Annotated in this window: 23 protein-coding genes and 1 pseudogene; 8 read left to right on the plus strand and 16 right to left on the minus strand. The window is 31.9% G+C overall.

The features are described from left to right. Positions 1-109 precede the first annotated feature (109 nt). The 6 genes from ACX6U0_RS03055 to ACX6U0_RS03080 all read right to left on the minus strand — a co-directional run bounded on the left by ACX6U0_RS03055 (position 110) and on the right by ACX6U0_RS03080 (position 5,102). A complete protein-coding gene (locus tag ACX6U0_RS03055) occupies positions 110-898 on the minus strand; it encodes a glycoside hydrolase domain-containing protein (RefSeq protein ID WP_464958531.1) in 789 nt (262 codons plus the stop codon). 230 nt (positions 899-1,128) lie between these two features. Further along, positions 1,129-1,344, minus strand: a complete 216-nt coding sequence (locus ACX6U0_RS03060; RefSeq protein ID WP_087998293.1) for a YneF family protein — start codon at positions 1,342-1,344, stop codon at positions 1,129-1,131. 80 nt (positions 1,345-1,424) lie between these two features. After that, positions 1,425-1,862 carry a sporulation inhibitor of replication protein SirA gene (sirA, locus tag ACX6U0_RS03065; RefSeq protein WP_464958532.1) on the minus strand — a complete coding sequence of 146 codons (438 nt, stop codon included), beginning with the start codon at positions 1,860-1,862 and terminating at the stop codon, positions 1,425-1,427. 140 nt (positions 1,863-2,002) lie between these two features. Next, complete coding sequence (gene tkt / locus ACX6U0_RS03070; protein ID WP_464958533.1) at positions 2,003-4,006, minus strand: transketolase; 2,004 nt, start codon at positions 4,004-4,006, stop codon at positions 2,003-2,005. Positions 4,007-4,145: 139 nt separating this feature from the next. Continuing rightward, entirely contained in the window at positions 4,146-4,385 is a 240-nt protein-coding gene (locus tag ACX6U0_RS03075; RefSeq protein ID WP_464958534.1) for a DUF896 domain-containing protein, read from the minus strand. A gap of 60 nt (positions 4,386-4,445) precedes the next feature. Beyond that, complete coding sequence (locus tag ACX6U0_RS03080; RefSeq protein ID WP_464958535.1) at positions 4,446-5,102, minus strand: YneB family resolvase-like protein; 657 nt, start codon at positions 5,100-5,102, stop codon at positions 4,446-4,448. A gap of 140 nt (positions 5,103-5,242) precedes the next feature. On the opposite strand from ACX6U0_RS03080, the gene lexA reads away from it, so the two are divergent. Both lexA and ACX6U0_RS03090 read left to right on the plus strand, forming a co-directional pair. Then, entirely contained in the window at positions 5,243-5,890 is a 648-nt protein-coding gene (gene lexA, locus ACX6U0_RS03085) for a transcriptional repressor LexA (protein WP_464958536.1), read from the plus strand. An 84-nt stretch (positions 5,891-5,974) separates the two neighbouring features. Next, positions 5,975-6,601, plus strand: a complete 627-nt coding sequence (locus ACX6U0_RS03090) for a GyrI-like domain-containing protein (RefSeq protein ID WP_464958537.1) — start codon at positions 5,975-5,977, stop codon at positions 6,599-6,601. Between the two features lie 126 nt (positions 6,602-6,727). On the opposite strand, the gene ACX6U0_RS03095 is transcribed toward ACX6U0_RS03090, so the two are convergent. Further along, entirely contained in the window at positions 6,728-7,171 is a 444-nt protein-coding gene (locus ACX6U0_RS03095) for a hypothetical protein (RefSeq protein WP_464958538.1), read from the minus strand. 217 nt (positions 7,172-7,388) lie between these two features. Between ACX6U0_RS03095 and ACX6U0_RS03100 the strand changes: the two genes are divergently transcribed. Beyond that, a complete protein-coding gene (locus ACX6U0_RS03100) occupies positions 7,389-7,913 on the plus strand; it encodes a GNAT family N-acetyltransferase (RefSeq protein WP_464958539.1) in 525 nt (174 codons plus the stop codon). Between the two features lie 499 nt (positions 7,914-8,412). Here the strand turns inward: ACX6U0_RS03100 and ACX6U0_RS03105 are convergent, their stop codons facing one another. Both ACX6U0_RS03105 and ACX6U0_RS03110 read right to left on the minus strand, forming a co-directional pair. Further along, positions 8,413-8,745: a GNAT family N-acetyltransferase gene (locus ACX6U0_RS03105; protein ID WP_464958866.1), complete on the minus strand. Its 333-nt coding sequence runs from the start codon at positions 8,743-8,745 to the stop codon at positions 8,413-8,415. Beyond that, positions 8,712-8,834, minus strand: a complete 123-nt coding sequence (locus ACX6U0_RS03110; RefSeq protein ID WP_464958540.1) for a hypothetical protein — start codon at positions 8,832-8,834, stop codon at positions 8,712-8,714. The genes ACX6U0_RS03105 and ACX6U0_RS03110 overlap by 34 nt, the downstream gene beginning before the upstream one ends. Positions 8,835-8,974: 140 nt before the next feature. On the opposite strand from ACX6U0_RS03110, the gene ACX6U0_RS03115 reads away from it, so the two are divergent. The 3 genes and pseudogenes from ACX6U0_RS03115 to ACX6U0_RS03125 all read left to right on the plus strand — a co-directional run bounded on the left by ACX6U0_RS03115 (position 8,975) and on the right by ACX6U0_RS03125 (position 10,886). Then, complete coding sequence (locus ACX6U0_RS03115; protein WP_464958541.1) at positions 8,975-9,421, plus strand: CBO0543 family protein; 447 nt, start codon at positions 8,975-8,977, stop codon at positions 9,419-9,421. Between the two features lie 142 nt (positions 9,422-9,563). Next, positions 9,564-9,737: pseudogene (locus tag ACX6U0_RS03120) on the plus strand (L,D-transpeptidase); the annotation flags it as partial. 249 nt (positions 9,738-9,986) lie between these two features. Beyond that, entirely contained in the window at positions 9,987-10,886 is a 900-nt protein-coding gene (locus ACX6U0_RS03125) for a DMT family transporter (protein WP_464958542.1), read from the plus strand. A gap of 52 nt (positions 10,887-10,938) precedes the next feature. Here ACX6U0_RS03125 and ACX6U0_RS03130 read toward each other — a convergent pair whose 3' ends face one another. Both ACX6U0_RS03130 and ACX6U0_RS03135 read right to left on the minus strand, forming a co-directional pair. Further along, the gene (locus tag ACX6U0_RS03130; protein WP_464958543.1) at positions 10,939-11,673 is read right to left on the minus strand and encodes a hypothetical protein; all 735 of its coding nucleotides are present in this window, start codon (positions 11,671-11,673) and stop codon (positions 10,939-10,941) included. 143 nt (positions 11,674-11,816) lie between these two features. Beyond that, on the minus strand, positions 11,817-12,062 hold the full coding sequence (locus ACX6U0_RS03135) for a hypothetical protein (RefSeq protein ID WP_464958544.1): 246 nt from the start codon (positions 12,060-12,062) through the stop codon (positions 11,817-11,819). A 273-nt stretch (positions 12,063-12,335) separates the two neighbouring features. Between ACX6U0_RS03135 and ACX6U0_RS03140 the strand changes: the two genes are divergently transcribed. After that, on the plus strand, positions 12,336-12,503 hold the full coding sequence (locus ACX6U0_RS03140) for a hypothetical protein (RefSeq protein WP_464958545.1): 168 nt from the start codon (positions 12,336-12,338) through the stop codon (positions 12,501-12,503). A gap of 100 nt (positions 12,504-12,603) precedes the next feature. Here ACX6U0_RS03140 and ACX6U0_RS03145 read toward each other — a convergent pair whose 3' ends face one another. Next, a complete protein-coding gene (locus ACX6U0_RS03145; protein ID WP_464958546.1) occupies positions 12,604-13,668 on the minus strand; it encodes a DmpA family aminopeptidase in 1,065 nt (354 codons plus the stop codon). A 290-nt stretch (positions 13,669-13,958) separates the two neighbouring features. Next, the gene (locus ACX6U0_RS03150) at positions 13,959-14,636 is read right to left on the minus strand and encodes a serine/threonine protein kinase (RefSeq protein ID WP_464958547.1); all 678 of its coding nucleotides are present in this window, start codon (positions 14,634-14,636) and stop codon (positions 13,959-13,961) included. 276 nt (positions 14,637-14,912) lie between these two features. Between ACX6U0_RS03150 and ACX6U0_RS03155 the strand changes: the two genes are divergently transcribed. Further along, a complete protein-coding gene (locus ACX6U0_RS03155; RefSeq protein ID WP_464958548.1) occupies positions 14,913-15,827 on the plus strand; it encodes a branched-chain amino acid transaminase in 915 nt (304 codons plus the stop codon). An 86-nt stretch (positions 15,828-15,913) separates the two neighbouring features. Here ACX6U0_RS03155 and ACX6U0_RS03160 read toward each other — a convergent pair whose 3' ends face one another. From ACX6U0_RS03160 to ACX6U0_RS03170, 3 genes are all read right to left on the minus strand, one after another. Next, on the minus strand, positions 15,914-16,360 hold the full coding sequence (locus tag ACX6U0_RS03160; RefSeq protein WP_464958549.1) for a YndM family protein: 447 nt from the start codon (positions 16,358-16,360) through the stop codon (positions 15,914-15,916). A gap of 613 nt (positions 16,361-16,973) precedes the next feature. Continuing rightward, a complete protein-coding gene (locus ACX6U0_RS03165) occupies positions 16,974-17,189 on the minus strand; it encodes a hypothetical protein (RefSeq protein WP_464958550.1) in 216 nt (71 codons plus the stop codon). 185 nt (positions 17,190-17,374) lie between these two features. Beyond that, positions 17,375-17,674 carry a hypothetical protein gene (locus ACX6U0_RS03170; protein WP_464958551.1) on the minus strand — a complete coding sequence of 100 codons (300 nt, stop codon included), beginning with the start codon at positions 17,672-17,674 and terminating at the stop codon, positions 17,375-17,377. Between the last annotated feature and the right edge of the window lie 313 nt (positions 17,675-17,987).

The raw sequence follows: 17,987 nt of genomic DNA on the forward strand, positions 1-17,987 counted from the left end.
TACTTTACAGTTAAGGGTCAATTATAACATAAAAAATATTTGTAAATCTCAGGATTTTTAAAATGCACAAACAGTTCTCTGCTTGTGCATTTTAATAGAGATAGTTAAACTACCATAGATATTTGATTAATTCACCTTTAAATAAATTGGTATCAATATTACATTCACTTGCCTCTATACCATATTGCCAACCTAAGAGTTTTGAGTCACTTGGTCCACCAGCTGAAAATTCTGGTGCCTTTGTTTTTGTTGTTATACCCCGTTGTGGAAATGCAGACCATAAAATCGTTTCTATACCTAAAGTTTGATTTTCTTTTGCAGCTTGTTTATATGCCTTTGATAAATCTTGTTCATTGTCAAAAACACCATAGATCCCTGTAATATATCCAAGCTTTTTCATTTCATCGTAATACCCTTTTATGAACTCAGCATCGACTTCATATGTTGGTTCAATATCTGCAAAAATCGCAACTCCTTTTGGTACATCTAAACCCCTTGCTAGCTTCACCCCGACTTGTGCTTGCTTTACACCATTTTTGTAACCTGTTGCAGAAACAAATTGATTATTTATTAACAAGATTTTCATTTTGTTTGAATGCAAAAATGCTGCTTCTTCTTTTGTAATTCCCTTAGATACATCTTCTTTCGTGCCAAGATACCTACCCCAAATCTCAGGGGTTCCAAAACCTTTTTTCACACAAGATAATAATTGGTTCGTTGTATATGAAGCAGAATCCACTCCCCAATAAATGGATTTAGTAGAAGGAACTTTTTGCTCCTGCTTATCATGATTTCGAGACGAATCTTCTTTATTGCTCACTATTCCGAAGATTATAGAAAACAATAATACAACTGATACGAGAATAAAAATGATTGGTTTCCAATTCAAGCTACTCACTCCCCTTTTCAAAACATCCTATTCAAGAGTGAAAAGGAATGTTTGTGCTTCAGGGAAAGTGGAGTGAAATATAACTAGTTACATTCAACTAAAAAACCACTCTCCATTGGATTATTTCCAATGAAAAGCGGTTTTGGATTAGTTGTATGATTGATAAGACATTATCGCAGGTTAGAACTACTTACACAAGTTCTAATAAAAGCAATAAGATCTAGATACATAAAGACTAATTATTTTTGATTATTCATAGCCTTCATCATTTGATTAATTTTCTTTTGTGAAGGTTTTTGACCCATTTGTGCCATCATAACTTTTAACATTTGTTCATTGATTGGTGGATTTTTCTTTAGATAGTTCATTGTATATTGACGAGCTATGAAAAATCCAATCGCTACACCAGCAACTAATGCTAGTACTCCGACTAGAATATATAACCACATATTTATTGCTTCCTCCTTAAAATCATCTAGAACAATTTTACTAAAACAAACCTATTTATACAAGAGCATTATGCATTTTTATCTTATTAAATATACTTTTGGTACGCAATTGGTCGTAGCCAACCGAATCTTTCATCCTTAACATCTATTGCAAGAAACGTAGAGCGAAATTTCCTTAAGAGTTCAAAGAAGATCGTTTCAGCATCTAAGCAGCCATTTGCATACAAAATTAATTCACCTGGATTCATTTTTAGCTGCGCTTTCGCACCATCAGCTAGTTCTAGAAGATACTCTCCGGTTTCTTCATGAAAGTAGATTTGATAAGGATTATTTTTGCGAATAAATGTGTGTAGCTCAAATAAAGGTATTGGTTCTGTAATATATTGTAATTGTTTTTCAATTATTTTTCTCAGTTCTTTTGACGAGTAATAATATTCGTTCACTAGTTGATATATTTTATGCTCTCTACCATAAAATTCTATAGAAAGTGGTTCACTTATTAAATAAATTTTATATTCTCGCATAACTTGTCCACTCCTAACAACTATCAGTAAGGAAATTATATAAAATTCCACCTAAAATATTTGTCTTTTTAAGGAATAGAATATCAACTAGTTTTGTCGAATATTATTTTTTCGTTTACATTTTTAATTTATTTGACCTATTAGCCTAATACTTTTTTAGCAGCTTCAACAACATGATCTACAGTGAATCCAAACTTCTCCATTAATAATCCACCTGGAGCTGAAGCACCGAACGTATCAATCGCAAGTACTTCTCCTTCAAATCCAACATATTTATGCCATCCGAATGAAGAACCCATTTCAACAGCAACACGTTTTGTAACTTCTTTTGGAAGAACTGATTGCTTATATTCTTCAGATTGTTTCTCAAATAAATCCATAGAAGGCATTGATACAACTGAAGCCGAAATTCCCTCTGCTGCTAATTTTTCTTGTGCACCTACAGCTAATTGAACTTCACTACCAGCACCAATTAAAATTACATCCACTTTGTCTTGTTTAGCTGGTGAAATTACATAAGCACCTTTAGATACTTTCTCGTAAATATCAGATGTCGTACCTTCTAAAACAGGTAAATCTTGACGAGATAGAACTAACATTGTTGGTGTGTCTTTTGCCTCAACAGCAATTTTCCATGCAGCTGAACTTTCGTTTCCATCTGCTGGACGAATAACATTAATGTTTGGCATTGATCTAAATGAAGCTAATTGTTCTACTGGCTCATGTGTTGGTCCATCTTCACCAACAGCAATACTGTCATGTGTGAATACATAAGTTACAGGTAAGTTCATTAGAGCAGCAAGACGAATTGCTGGTTTTAAGTAATCAGAGAATACAAAGAAAGTAGCACCAAATACATTTAGTCCACCGTGAAGCGCCATTCCGTTTAATGCAGCTCCCATTGCAAATTCACGTACACCAAACCAAATATTACGACCATCATAGCTTTCTCTAGTAAAGTCACCTTTACCGTTCATATATGTTTTGTTTGAACCAGCTAAGTCAGCTGAACCACCGAAGAAGCTAGGTAATACGTTTGCAATTGCGTTGATTGCTTCACCTGATGAAGAACGAGTCGCAATTTTCTTACCTAATTCATATTTTGGAAGTGCATCTTCTAAATTAGTTGAAATGTTACCTTCAATTGCATTTTTTAATTGAGCTGCAAGTTCTGGATATTTTTCTTCATATTTAGCAAAAGTAGCGTTCCATTCTGCTTCTTTTTTCGCACCAGCTTCAACAATCACATTATTAAAGTGAGCATAAACTTCTTCTGGTACATGGAATGCATTTTCATATCCCCATGCATAAGCTTGCTTAGTTAAAATTGTTTCTTCCTTACCTAGTGGCTCACCATGAGATTTAGATTTACCTGATTTATTAGGAGAACCGTAACCAATCGTCGTTTTAACTTCAATTAAAGTTGGACGAGATAATTCTTGCTGAGCTTTTTGAACTGCAGCATTAATCTCATCTAAATTATTTCCATCTTCAACACGAATAACTTGCCAGCCATAGGCTTTATAACGATCTTCTACACTTTCAGAGAATGAGCGATTTAACTCTCCATCTAAAGAAATATCATTTGAATCGTAAAGAACGACTAATCTTCCTAAACCTAAGTGACCAGCTAATGAAGCTGCTTCAGCTGAAACACCTTCCATTAAATCTCCATCACCACAAATTGTATATGTAAAATGATCAACAACATTTAAATCTTCTTTATTATATGTACCTGCTAAATGACGTTCTGCTAATGCAATACCCACTGCCATTGAAATACCTTGTCCAAGAGGACCAGTTGTAGCTTCTACACCATGTGTATGTCCAAACTCTGGATGACCAGGCGTGTTACTACCCCATTGGCGGAAGTTTTTAATATCTTCAATTGTAACTTCATAACCTGATAAATGAAGCATGCTATATAGTAACATTGAACCATGACCTGCTGATAACACAAATCGGTCTCTGTTAAACCATTTTGCATTTTTTGGATTGTGATTCATAAATTTTGCAAATAATGCATATGCCATTGGTGCAGCACCCATTGGCATTCCAGGGTGACCTGAATTTGATTTTTCGATCGCATCAATTGATAATGTACGAATCGTATTAATTGCTAATTGTTCAATATTAGTAGACATAAATTTCGCTCCTTTAGTTTATTCATAAATATTATCATATAGTTTCGTATGATTTATTACAATAACTATCACTTAGTTTTAACAATTTTTAGAACTTCTTGTCATAAAATAGAAAAAAAGCAGAAATAAATATTTCCGCTTAGTGTAAATTCCTTTTTCGAATTGCTTTTGCAACTTTTAACTTTGCAGGTGTAATATCGTTACCTTTCTCGTCTACTATTTTAATAGAAGTTAATTCATCTACCATACGAGAACGAAAATCAGCTAAATATTCTTTTCTTAATTTTTCTTGCTCTATTTTTTCATCTGGAGTTAATCCATCAGTTTTAGACTTTTTTGATAATTCATTGATCCTATTTAAAGTTTTAGGTGAAACCATCTTACCTTCTCCTCTCATTGAATGATACGATTCAATTATCATATCTTACAATAAATTTGCTTAGCTTTCAATCCTTGATACTTCATCAATGTATTCATTATATCTTCTATTAACCGTTGCTTTAGAGACATCATAACCAAATCCTCTTAAAGTAGCTGCAATTTCCTCAAACGTTAAATTATTTTGACGTAAGCGAACAATCTCTGTAATTGGCAATTCTTTTTTCTCTCTTCCTCCGCCATTTATGCTACCTTTTAAGTTTCTCTCTGGTTTATAACCATTTTCAACAGCTTTTCTCATACCTCTTTTAATTTTCATATTATGTATTTTTCTTTGGTATTCTTCTACAATACTTAATATTTCAAGAACCATTTCATCACTTTCACTTAATTGAAATTCGCCATTTTGAGAAGATGTAAAAAGTCTAATTCCCTCTTTTTTTAGAAAGTGTAAAATGGCAATTCTAGCATGTCCACGACCAAGACGTGTTTCATCTTGAATAAGTATAGCGTCTATTTTATTTTCTTTAATGGTTTCAAATAATTCTATTAAACCTTCTCTTTCCACAACATAGCCGCTTGCTTGTTCGCTTATTGTTTTTAGAATACACATTCCCATCCGCTCACTTAAGTCAGACAGCTCAACTATTTGTCTATGTAGTGATGTTTCTTGTGAATCCTTTGCTGTACTTACTCTTGCATAGATAATTGCATTCATTAGCTGATACCCCCATACGAACATGAAAACTACTTTTCGAAAAAAACGAACTAACGTTTGTATATATTATCCTATCATGATATAATTAAAAAAATAAAGAGGAACGTATTATCTACTTTACAGGTAAGGGGGAAATTTACGTGAATAAGTTATCTAAAAGACAAGCTGAAATACTAGAGTATATTAAAGATGAAGTAAAAGTTAAAGGGTATCCACCATCAGTTCGAGAAATTGCTGAAGCTGTTGGACTAGCTTCTAGCTCTACTGTACATGGACATTTAGAAAGATTAGAACAAAAAGGATTTATCCGCCGAGACCCAACTAAGCCTCGTGCTATCGAAATTCTGGGAGACAGTAGCCCAGTAGTAAATGAAGCTCAAGCTGTTTACAGTGAAATATATAGCGACATTATGAATATTCCTGTGATTTGGAAAGTTACTGCCGGTATTCCTATTACTGCAGTTGAAAATGTTGAAGAATACTTTCCATTACCAACTAGTGTTGCACCTGCAAATGAACAAGTTTTCATGCTTCGAGTTGAAGGTGACAGTATGATGAATGCTGGGATTTTAAATGGAGATCTAGTAATTGTGAAAAAGCAATTTACTGCTGAAAATGGCGAAATTGTTGTAGCAATGACTGAAGATAGCGAAGCAACTGTTAAACGCTTCTATAAAGAAAGTGATCATTTCAGACTACAACCAGAAAATGACGCTCTACTTCCTATTTTACTAAAACAAGTATCAATTTTAGGTAAAGTAATTGGTGTATACCGTACATATCATTAATGAATTTGAAGGCAATGACATAAACTGTGATTGCCTTTTTATTATCTTTACATATTTCTAATTTTAAATAATAAGGGGTTTAAAATGAGTAAGTTTGAATGGAGAAAACATTTAAAAGAAGTTTATTTACCTAAAAACGATCCTGCCGTTATTGACGTACCATCGATGAAATATTTCACAATGAATGGAACTGGTAACCCGAATTCCGAACAGTTCACAAAGTATATTGAAGCTTTATATTCATTGTCCTATGCTGTAAGAATGATGCCAAAGAAAGGGTTTACACCCGATGGATATTATGAATATACAGTTTTTCCATTAGAAGGATTCTGGGATCTAGATGAACAAGGTAGGAAATTGAACTATTTAATTAAAGACCATCTCGTTTACAAACTAATGATTAGACAACCGGATTTTGTAACAGAAGAAGTTTTTGAGCTTGCCGTTAATAGTGTTAAAGAAAAAAAGTCTCAATTGGATATTGATAAGGTCTGTTTCGAAACGATAACAGAAGGACTATGTGTCCAAGCTATGCATAATGGAAGCTATGATCTTGAACCAGCAACTTTTGCTAAAATGGAAGAATTTTGTGCTCAAAACAACTTAGAAAGACTTGAAAAAACCCATAAGGAAATTTATATTTCTGATGCTCGAAAAACACCGCCTGAAAAATTAAAAACAGTTTTACGGTTTAATGTAAAGAAACTTTAATCTTAATTCAAAAAAATAAGAGCTTGGCGATCCAGGCTCTTTTGTTTTGATTTTTTTAATTCATGGAAATTATGACTTACTTAACTCCCCTAATAAATTTAATCAAGTTTGTGCGAATCATTAATGTTATTCAAAATTTTTTTTTGAAACATTTTTTTCTAAGTCTTCACGGAAAGCTACTGCTAAATAATTATCAATAATATTTCTAGTAATTGGAGATTGAAACACCTGACTATTATATGCACCATCTTTATATTCAATTATATCTATCGTTTTTTCTATATTCTCATTCGTAATATCATCAAAATACTTAACAAGAACTTCAATTAATGGTTCATCAATTTTAATTTCCAGCTCTCTATCGAAAAATACTACTTTTGTTGACGCAAATTCATCTATCAATATATCAAACTCACCATCAGCTGCTTCTATTTCTTTCTTTAAGGACACTTTCAAATCAGTAAAATAAGACTCGAATTTATTACAAAGTTTTGTATAGGCATGATTCTCTGATACTGTTTCTTTATAAATTTCTTTTGTTTTTAATATGAATTCCTTTTTAAAATCCATAACCTGCCCTCTCCTCCCCAAGTTTAATTGGAGTTTTTATATATTCTATTCATTTCACATAGATTAATAGAATAAAAGCAATAAAAGTTTTCTAAAAGTTTACTGTATTTCTAAATCTTCACAATAGAAAATAGCTCATAATAGGAGATTTGATAACTTTAGATGAATAATTAAAAAGGAATACATATTTTCAATAAAATTGAAAGGATCTTTTGTGATGACTATACTTTATGAATCTAAACGATTATCGATACGAACATTTGAAGATGAACATCTTGAAGCAACAAAGTTCTTTTGGGGTGATGACGATGTTATGGCCCTTTGCAGTGGTTCAACAACTGAGGAATTTTTATTTCAAATCATAATCGGATATCGTAAATGCCATGAAAAAACAGGTTTATCAGTTTATGCTGTGGAAGAAAAGATTTCTGGCAATATTATTGGTGCAGCAGGTTTTAATATATCTGGGAATCTCGACACAGTAGAATTAATTTACCATTTCAATAAAAACTCATGGGGAAAAGGATATGCAACTGAAGCAGTTAAAGCTTGCCTAGAACTTGCTAAACAACACGGTAGCGTCCATTTGATCACGGCTTCTGCAAACATTAAAAATGTTGGCTCCTTAAAAATCCTTGAAAAAGTAGGTTTTATTTATAAAGGAACAAAATACTTCGAAGACTCAAATCAAGATGAACCTTATTTTGAATACCCTATTGGAGATTTAAAAGAAAATAAGTAGACAAATCTACTTATTTTCTCAATTTGTTAAATAATACAAATGTCAAAATGGAAAATAAATGGTTATTGAACAATATAATGCTAAGAATCATGTTACTTATACCAGGTCTACAAATCCGCATGGTAAAAAATGAATTCAACTTTATTATTAAGTTTTGTAAAGGATGATATCTTTTTAAAATTAATAGTTAGAGGAAAGTTAAATCGAAAATCATTTTCTTATGAATAAGTTGATTGGAACGGATGTTGATCGACTCCTGTGGGAAGTGCGGGAAGGCTGAGACCCCGCAGGGGGCCCACAGGATGTGGGTCATGCATGCGTTACGACAGGACGTCGTGGTTTTAGCATGCCTACCTTTTTAGGAGGCTCAGGTCTCGCCCCTCGGAAAGCGAGCATCCTGTAGTGGAAATCAACATGATATTAATTTTTTCATTGACTAGTTTATATATCAACAAAGTCAGAAGATAAATTGACAAATCTACTTTTTTCTTTTTCCAATTTATTCATTCATTAGTCTTACATAAATAATTTCAGGATCCTCTACGTCCAAATTGTGAATAATCCCACTCTCTACATAACCTAATGCTTTAAATACTTCCTGCATTGGCAGATTTGATTGATTTGTTGATGAAAAAATTTTACTAGTTTGACAGTATTCTTCTATATATTTTAATAGGCATTTTGCAACTCCACGTCTTCTCTTCCTCGGACTCACAATGACTAACTCAACAAAAAATTGTCCAAAAAAATGATGATGAAATATCAGGAAGCCACAAATACTTTCATCAATACTTCCTACTACACATCTATTTTGAATAATGGACTTTCTAATATCATCTTCCTACTTTTGCTTTTTATGACTTCTTCCTCAATGAACATGATTTCTTTTAAATCTAGTAATGTTGCTGGTCTAATTTTCATTCTATTCTTATCCTTCTTTTTGGGTTATTTCATTTCATAGATTTTGTTTATCTCAATTTCTCTAATAACTGCATACTGCTCCCAAAAGATTAAACATATACAAAAAAGGAAATGCTAAAATAAAAAGGAAATGAGAACATATGGCATTAAATTTTATCATTGGATTTGTGATTCCTTGGATTATTTTTATATTTCATCTAAACCTTAAAGATAAAACTCTTTTAGTTCTCATCGCTCCATTTGGTTCTTTTCTTGCATATACAATAAATGATATTGGGATTTATTTTGAACTTTGGAAAGTACAGCCCTTTGATCACCCACTTTCCGAGATGCCATTTAATATTGGACTTTATCCTGTATTAGGTTGCTATTTAATTTACTTTATAAAAAAATACAAACATCCTTATATTTTGATTATTTTACTTTCACTATTTACAACAGGTTTAGAATACTGCTACCTGATTGTAGAAAATGTAAATTACGGAAATGGTTGGAGCATATATTGGACGATTTTGTCCTATGTAATTCCTTTTACAATAGCATATTGGTTTTATCTTTATTTAAAAAAGTTAAACCTCACAAATTAACAATTTCAACTTTTCTTACATGAAACATTAAACGCCTACTGATTCATAGTAGGTGTTTTTTTATTGAATGATACTAATACCTATATATTTATCATTGAACACTTGCCTAATTGACTTCATATACTAGTTAAAAATGGAGTTGATGATTTTGGGTATTTGGATTCATATATCAACGTCTCGACATCAGTTAAAACTTTTTGATGGCAGCCAACTACTAAAAACTTACCCTATTGGTGTTGGTAAAATGTTGACGCCAACACCAGCAGGAACCTATACAATTATCAATAAGGATCCAAATCCAGGCGGACCATTTGGGTATCATCCAGAGTTTCAATTGGAGCTGGCGTGGTCATTCAAAGATGATTCCAAACATAAACTACTTACATGAATATTGGTAAAGCAAAGCTCCCCATTACTTAAACAAGTAATAGGGGTTTTTTGTATATTAATTACATAATATGGTTCGTATCCAAACTAATCAATCTAATACTTTTTTTAATTCTATAAATATTCTATACTAATTTAATAGTAAACTTGAAACCGAATACAAACTGGGGGGAATCATTTGAAATCACCGCTTATATCATATGCTTTTTTATTTTTTGCAGTATTTGCACTTTCTACTTCTGCAATCTTTGTGAAATTAGCAGACGCACCTGCCTCGATCACTGCCTTTTACCGAATGCTTTTTGCAGCATTGATACTTTTACCTTTTTTAATAGGGAGCAAAAAGAATCAACAGGAATTAAAATCATTGTCAAAAAAACAATGGGGTCTCGGCTTATTATCAGGATTATTTTTAGCAACACACTATGCTTTATGGTTTGAGTCTCTACATTACACTTCTGTAGCAAGTTCAACCGTGATTGTTACTTTACAGCCACTTTTTTCAATGGTCGGCGGCTATTTTTTATTTAAGGAACGCTTTAGTTTTGGAGCAATACTCGGTTGTGTTGTTGCAATTGCCGGTAGTATTGTAATTGGTTGGCAGGATTTTCAGATTAGCGGCCAAGCTTTGTTAGGTGATATTTTAGCTTTTATTGCAGCAGGTGTCATTACTGCTTATTTCTTTGTTGGCCAACATTTTCGGAAAACACTTTCGCTTGTACCTTATTCAATTATCGGATATGCAAGTAGCTCTTTATTCTTATGTATTTATGCTATTTCACTCAATGAACCCTTCTTCAATTATTCAGAACAAACTTGGTGGTCATTTATCGGGATTGCATTCATTGCTACAATTTTAGGTCAAACCATTTTTAATTGGCTATTAAAGTGGCTAAGTACTACCGTCATATCTATGAGTATTTTGGGGGAGACTATCGGAACATGTATCCTGGCTTACTTTATTTTGGATGAAATCATTTCTTTACAACAAGGTATTGGCATCTCGATTATTTTATTCGGTCTAGCTATTTTCCTTCTAAAACAACGAAAAATAGAATCTAAGGAAGTAGCTTCATAAAGGTAAAAAAACAACCGCTGATTACATCTTAAAAATGTACAGCGGTTGTTTTTTATGAAAGTTTCGTAACTTTTGAAGGATTATTTAGCTTATATTTCACTTCTTTATTTAATTTTTTATCTACAACTTTTCCATCAAATTGATAAGAAACTCCCACCTCTAATTCTGCCGTTTTCAAGGATTTACTAAGTGAGCACCAAGCATCTCCAATCGTTAATTCAGGATCACTTTTCACAATGACATTTTCCCAAATGACAATTTCTTCTTCGCTATCATTAAAGTGATTGTATTTTGTTGAAAATTCCTTAACAGTTCCATTGAAATGAGATTTTTCTGTTGGAAGAACGATTGTGATCGTTTCTTTTTTCGCTTTTGAAGCCTTCGTTGTTGCCGTACTTTTCGTTTCTTTTGGCTTAGTATCTTCACTCTTAACTTCAGTTGTTTTATTTGCATTTTCATCAACAATATAAACCTTCTTAAAATTAGGAGACTGCATTTCTTTTAAATACGCTGGATGAATGCTCGATAAATGTCCATCTTCGAATTCAATAATAATTGTATGGTACTCAGCAGTGACGCCGTAAGTCTCATATCCAACAATTTTTACGATTCGTTGATAATCCTGACCTTTAAATAAAAATTCATGTTTTGGATTCTTATTAAATAGTCCCCACAATTGACCTTTTTCTAAATACTCTTCATCAGATGCAAATTTTGTAAATTCCCCTTTAGGCGGGATATATTTCGTTAGTTCACTCTTTTCAATATGTGATAAATTGTTAGCCATAAATATACTCCTTTTTTAAACAATACGCTTCTTTATTTAATAGTAATCTACTTATCATTTTTTCACAATCATCTATGTTTTAAAACAAATTAATGTTAAAGTACTAATTCCAAATAAAAAAAGCAACCTAATTGGTTGCTTACTTACTTTTCTTCTGGTTTATTCATAACATTTTTTGTACCACTATAAAGTCCAGTAGCTGATAATCCAATCATTAAGCCTACTACGATTCCTTCTTTTACACTACTTGCTATATAAAAGATTCCAAAAAGTAAGCCAAAAAATACACTTACAAATGGAGCGTATTTTGCTGGTAACCCGCCTCTTTTGAATAATTCAACAATCCCTATGATGAGTGGAATGACTGCTACATTATAGATTTCAAACATCCTACACCCCTCCTTCAATTCAATATATTCTATTTTATTAATGCATCCTTCAAAATGTGTCCAATCCAAAATAGTTCCAAGAAATTTTTTAAAATGAATTTATGTTTTTAATTTAACCTTCCTTTCAAACTTACACATTGACGAATACTATTTAATGATTAGAATAATAGTCTTTCATTACAAAGACATGTAGAAAACGTAACAAATCATTTAAATTTGTATTCAATAAAAATTTCTTGTCAAAACTATGATTAATGAAAGGAGTTGAAGAAAGTGGGATATAAATTAGATTCTAAAATAACTAACATCATGCATGACCTTGATATTGATGAACAAGAAGCAGCTAACATACTACAAATTCCTAGATCTGATATTTTTGATAGTGTAGATCAAAACGAATTTAGAACAACTCCATATTTAAAATTATTCAATATATTTTGACCTAATGACAAAAACCCTTGGACCAAATGGTATCAAGGGTTTTTTGAATATGCTTTAGTTATGTTTTAATGTTTTAATAGAAGTATAATTCGTAATTGAACTATATTAATTGCACATTGTGAGTAGATAATAAATCTTTAAAAGCAGGTCTTTCATTACCATCTCTTCCAACAACATGTGTTGCTGTTACTAAAGAGTTCAAAACAGCTTCTTCAGTAGCTTCTCCAATCGCTCTAAATGCTAGATCAATATCTTCTTCATGGATTACTGGAACTGAAATACAATGAGGTGTTTTTTCGTGCGGTATTTTAGTAGCCGTCGAAAATCCAATGACTACTTCTCCACTTCCAGTTGTGATAATAGAACCCGTTCTTGAAAGCCCTGTGATAGATCTTTTTATGATTCGGTTAAGTTGCCTTTCGGATACCGGTAGATCAGTTGCAATAATGATTATGATCGACCCTTTATCTTGTTCCTCTCGTGATTCAAGGATAGCATTACTCAAATCTTCTCCTACAGCCTTTCCATTTACTTTTAAATCACTCAATATACCAAAATTTGATAATACTAAAACACCCATTGTATATGTCCCATGTTCCATATTCATCAGTCTTGAAGATGTACCAATTCCACCTTTTAATGAATAACAGAGCATTCCAGTACCTGCTCCAACTGTACCCTCTTTCACTTTTGTTGATGTATTGTTTAATGCTTCTAGCACATGATATTTTGTAATATTTCTAGCTCTAACATCATTTAAAAACATATCATTACATTCACAAACGATTGGATTGACAGTTCCCGTCGTTCTACCTATTTCCGGATTATGATCTAGCATATACTCTATTAATGCATCGGCAGCTGACCCAATGCTTAGTGTATTCGTTAAAATAATTGGTGTTTCAATGGTACCAAGTTCGTTTATTTGAATTGTTCCCATTGTTTTACCAAATCCATTAATGATATGTGTTGAAGCAATTAACTTCTCCTTAAACATATTCCCTTGATGAGGTAGTATTGCAGTTACACCTGTTTGTATATCCCCATCACTTAAGGTAACATGTCCAACAGTAACTCCTTCAACATCTGTAATTGCATTATGTTTACCAGTTTCCAATTTTCCTATTTTCACACCATATTCTCTGATTCGTTTTTGATTCAACATACATTTTCCTCCAATATTTCATCAAAGATGTTCTACTTATTCTTCTACAATATTATTTATATTTCACAGAATCGTAAGTACAATTATTTCCCCTTCATTCACAAACATATGATGACGATGAAATTCTCTTACTTTCTATCTTTACATTCTACTTACTACTATAACAACCCTGCCTATCACATAATAAAAAATGAGTTACTAAATGTAACTCATTCCTCAAACAACTTTTTATGATCAAGTTTTTTTAATTCACATACTCATATTGATTTACTAGAAGATATCTAGTCATTTCATTTTTTAAACGATGTTAGCTTCAAAACTATTTTCATAAACTCCTCGTAAGATGAAAAATACTTATTCCGATGGTTATACCACTTTCGAATTGTTTCTAACACCCATGAAGGGACACTAGTACCATCAATTAAATGATAGTAATCGTCATAAGCTTTTTTCAAATGCTCCCATCTAAAATCATTCCCAGTTTGATTATACTCTGAGATATCTAGTATTTTTGCTCTTCCATTTTGTAATAAAATATTTTTCAAATGTATATCGCGAGGATTTAGCCCCTTTTGTCTAACAATTTCTCTAGCAGCTTCCACATCATCAATCACCTGCTGTGGAACGTGAATACCGAGTAAAAGGCAATCAAATAGCGTTTTCCCTTCTTCATAACTTAAAACAAGGAATTGATCATATGATCCAAAACACCTTGAGAAGAAAGGAGAGTCACCGATCTTATGATATATATTTTCTTCAACTTTAATTTTATGTACTTTATCCTTTGCATAAACTTTAAATGCATACTCCGGAACAAAATATGATTGAAATACTGCCGCATCGGTTCCCACACCAATACACTTTAAATCATCAGAGTCACCACAAATTGTTACAGGTTCATTGTTGGGATTTGAAAAAACTGTTATTTTTGAGAGTGAATCAATTGCAACTTCCCACTTTTTTTCCACAGTATCACTCCCTCCATATTCTCTTATTTTATCATTTACTTATACTAGTTAAAGATTCTTAATTCATTTTTAATCTTATTTTAATATTATTATAAACGAGAAAAGCTTCAAAAACCAAATTTAAGGCTATTTTTAGATGCATTCTTTTTGCCCCGCATCTTGTTGACAGTATATGTATTCTAATTGGACTCTATTTCTAATTAACTTTAACGTTCCTTCATAAGCATTCTTTACTTGAAACCGAATAAGCTTTTATATAAGTAAATAGAATAAAGGGTGATTTATATAGCCTACATTTTTGACCAAGGTCAATTTGTTGAAGAATCAACAACATCAATTAGTTTGAGAAATAAAGGTTTTAACTACGGATTAGGTTTTTTTGAAGGAATTCGAGCTTTTTGGAATGAAGAGCATCAACAATTATATGTTTTTCGATTATATGAACATTATCTACGTTTTTTCCACTCAGGCAGGTCAATACATATGGAGATCCCTTTTTCACCTTCGCAATTAAGTGAGTGGACGTTACAATTATTACGTTTAAATAATATAAAGGAGGATACGTATATACGACCAATCTGCTTTAAAGGTGGAGATACGCTAAGGCCTGACTTAAATGATCCATATAACCGAGTGATGATTTATGAAACGATAAGTCACTATCTACCACAAAAATCATTGAAAGTTTGCATTTCGTCTTGGATAAGAAATGGAAGCAATATGATTCCTCCTCAAGCTAAAACAACTGGTGGATATATGAATTCGGCACTAGCAACTGCCGGGGCTATTTTAAATGGTTATGATGAAGCAATTTTTTTAACTGAGGAAGGAAATGTAAGTGAAGGTCCAGGAGAAAATGTATTTTTAGTTCGAAACAATCAACTAATTACACCCCCACTTTCTGATGACATTTTAGCAGGTATCACTAGGGAAACTGTAATGATGTTAGCAGAAACTATATTTCGGATGACAGTGAAAGAACAAAGCGTTTCTCGAACTGAACTATATTCAGCTGATGAAGTCTTTTTTACTGGAACAGCAATTGGCATCAAACCAATTATAGAAATTGATCGAAGACAGATTGGATACGGACAAGAAGGACCAATTACAAAAATGATTCGCGAATTGTATAATCAAATTACAAAAGGGAATCATCCTAATTTTATGCAATATTGTACACCTGTATATTAGAAACCCGTTATGAGATATTAAACGTTTAATTTTAATAAATGAAAAAAGTAACCCTATAGCTTTAGTACAGGGTTACTTTTTTTCATTTATTTATGTTTTTCCAGATCGTCTATTTCCGGTGTTAATTCTTCAGATGCTTCAGTTTGATATCTTAAATTTCCATTGTGTACTCTCTCTGATTGTCCTTCATAATTTATCACGTGATTATAAACATATTTATGGAAGAAGTATTCAAATACACCCAAACATATTGCAGATATTAAAGATGGAAAGAATAAACTATTCCCATAGGTTAAATTTGATCCCATTACCCAAATAATTGCAAACGCTAAACCCATATCAGCTATTGTTGCAATTGTATTATTTGTTCTTGATAAGATGAACAAGTCACCAATTAAGTATGCACTTATACCAAGAACTAGAGAAATCAAAAAGACATTTGAAAATGACATGTCATAAAATAATCCAAGGATTATATAAAGTAAAATAAGAGTAGAAACAAATTTAATTGCTAGTGCCTTAACATGTTTCATTTTATCATCTCCTTTACCTTTATTATGATATCAAAACCCATTTGCTATGCTAAATTAATTTAAAAATCTCCCGAATAAATAACACGAAGTAACACATTCTAAAAGCATGGTTTACGTTTTATTATTTCATTACTTTTTTATGTAGGCTTTTCCCTGTCATTTTTTTGATAACTATAAACAAACACAAATAACCCTATGTTGACAACTTAGGGTTATTTATTGACTATTTCTTGCTGTATGTATGAAAGAGAATTACTAAAAGAGTATTTCTAATATTAACGGGTTCACCCCACAGGATGTGGGTCATGCATGTGTTACGACAGGACGTCGTGGTTTTAGCATGCCTACCTTTCGGAGGAGACTCAAGTCACGTCCCATGTAAAGCGAAGTACCTGGAATGGAAATCAACAGTCTTCTTTAACAGAAACGGAGCCAAATATAAAAAAGAGAATTGACTGTTAAATCAATTCTCTATAAGTGTTATTTATGGTGTTATTTTGTTGCGAAATACATAGCAATTCATACTGTAAAAAATTGTTTTCTCTCCTAGAAGAAACCCGTTATTATAATTTATAATTTATAATTTATAATTCTGCTTTTTTGTCTTAGTGACTTATAATTCACTTTTATTTGTACTAACCATTTTAATTAATTCATCTATTTTTTCATTTCTTTCTTTGTCTAAATTTATTTTCACATTCATGAATTTAATGATTTGAATGATAAAATAAATACCGATACAAAGAAGTACCAATTTTATGATTATTGGGAAGTAGACATATAAAACCAATGCGTCATCTGATGCAAATAAAGTCTCACCGTTAAACATTTAAAACCTCCAAAATTTTAAAAATACGATTCAAATGCGTTAATGAATCTTGATATTTTAATCAACTATTGACTACTCTACTTACGTACATTCAATCTAATGGATAAAATCGTATCATAAAGCCATTATTTCTCCTCGTAGAGTCTTGTTAGAAGAAAACATTTTTGTGATAAACAACTCTTTCACTAATCAAAACGGACTGTATCAATACCATCTATGATATCTTCTAGTTCTGTTAAGAAATTTATTTGTACAGGACCAGGAATTTGCTCCAACCATTTTTTTATTTCTGGTAGCTCTTCAGCTTCCTCAATATTCATTGGTTTTGGATCAAGAGTTTCCCACCAATTCTTCAATTCATCAATAAATTCATAAAAATAGCGTTCAAATCTTTCAGCCCATTCTGCACCTTCATCATCCGAAGTTTTTTGCATCATTCCCCAGGCTTCCATCGCAGTTTCAAAGTATTCATCTAACTTTTTCATTTTAAAACTCCTTTCTTTATACGACATCAGAATAGTAAGGAACTATCAAATCAGTCACCTTTAAATTAAGTTGACGAAATGATTTTTATATATTGATATTCCTTAGATAAGGATAAAAACTATTTCTTTACTTAAATATAATAACTCAATTTAGATGAAAATCCTTCTATTCTTTTGATTACAATAACGACAAATTGTATCTGATCAAGACAATTCATGAACCAATGTTATGCTTATCAATTTGTAAAGTGATGAAAATACATAATTGTAGAATGATTGATAAATAATAAAACAATATATTGGATTAAAAGGA

Source organism: Gottfriedia sp. ABJ_BB2_2 (assembly GCF_055484705.1).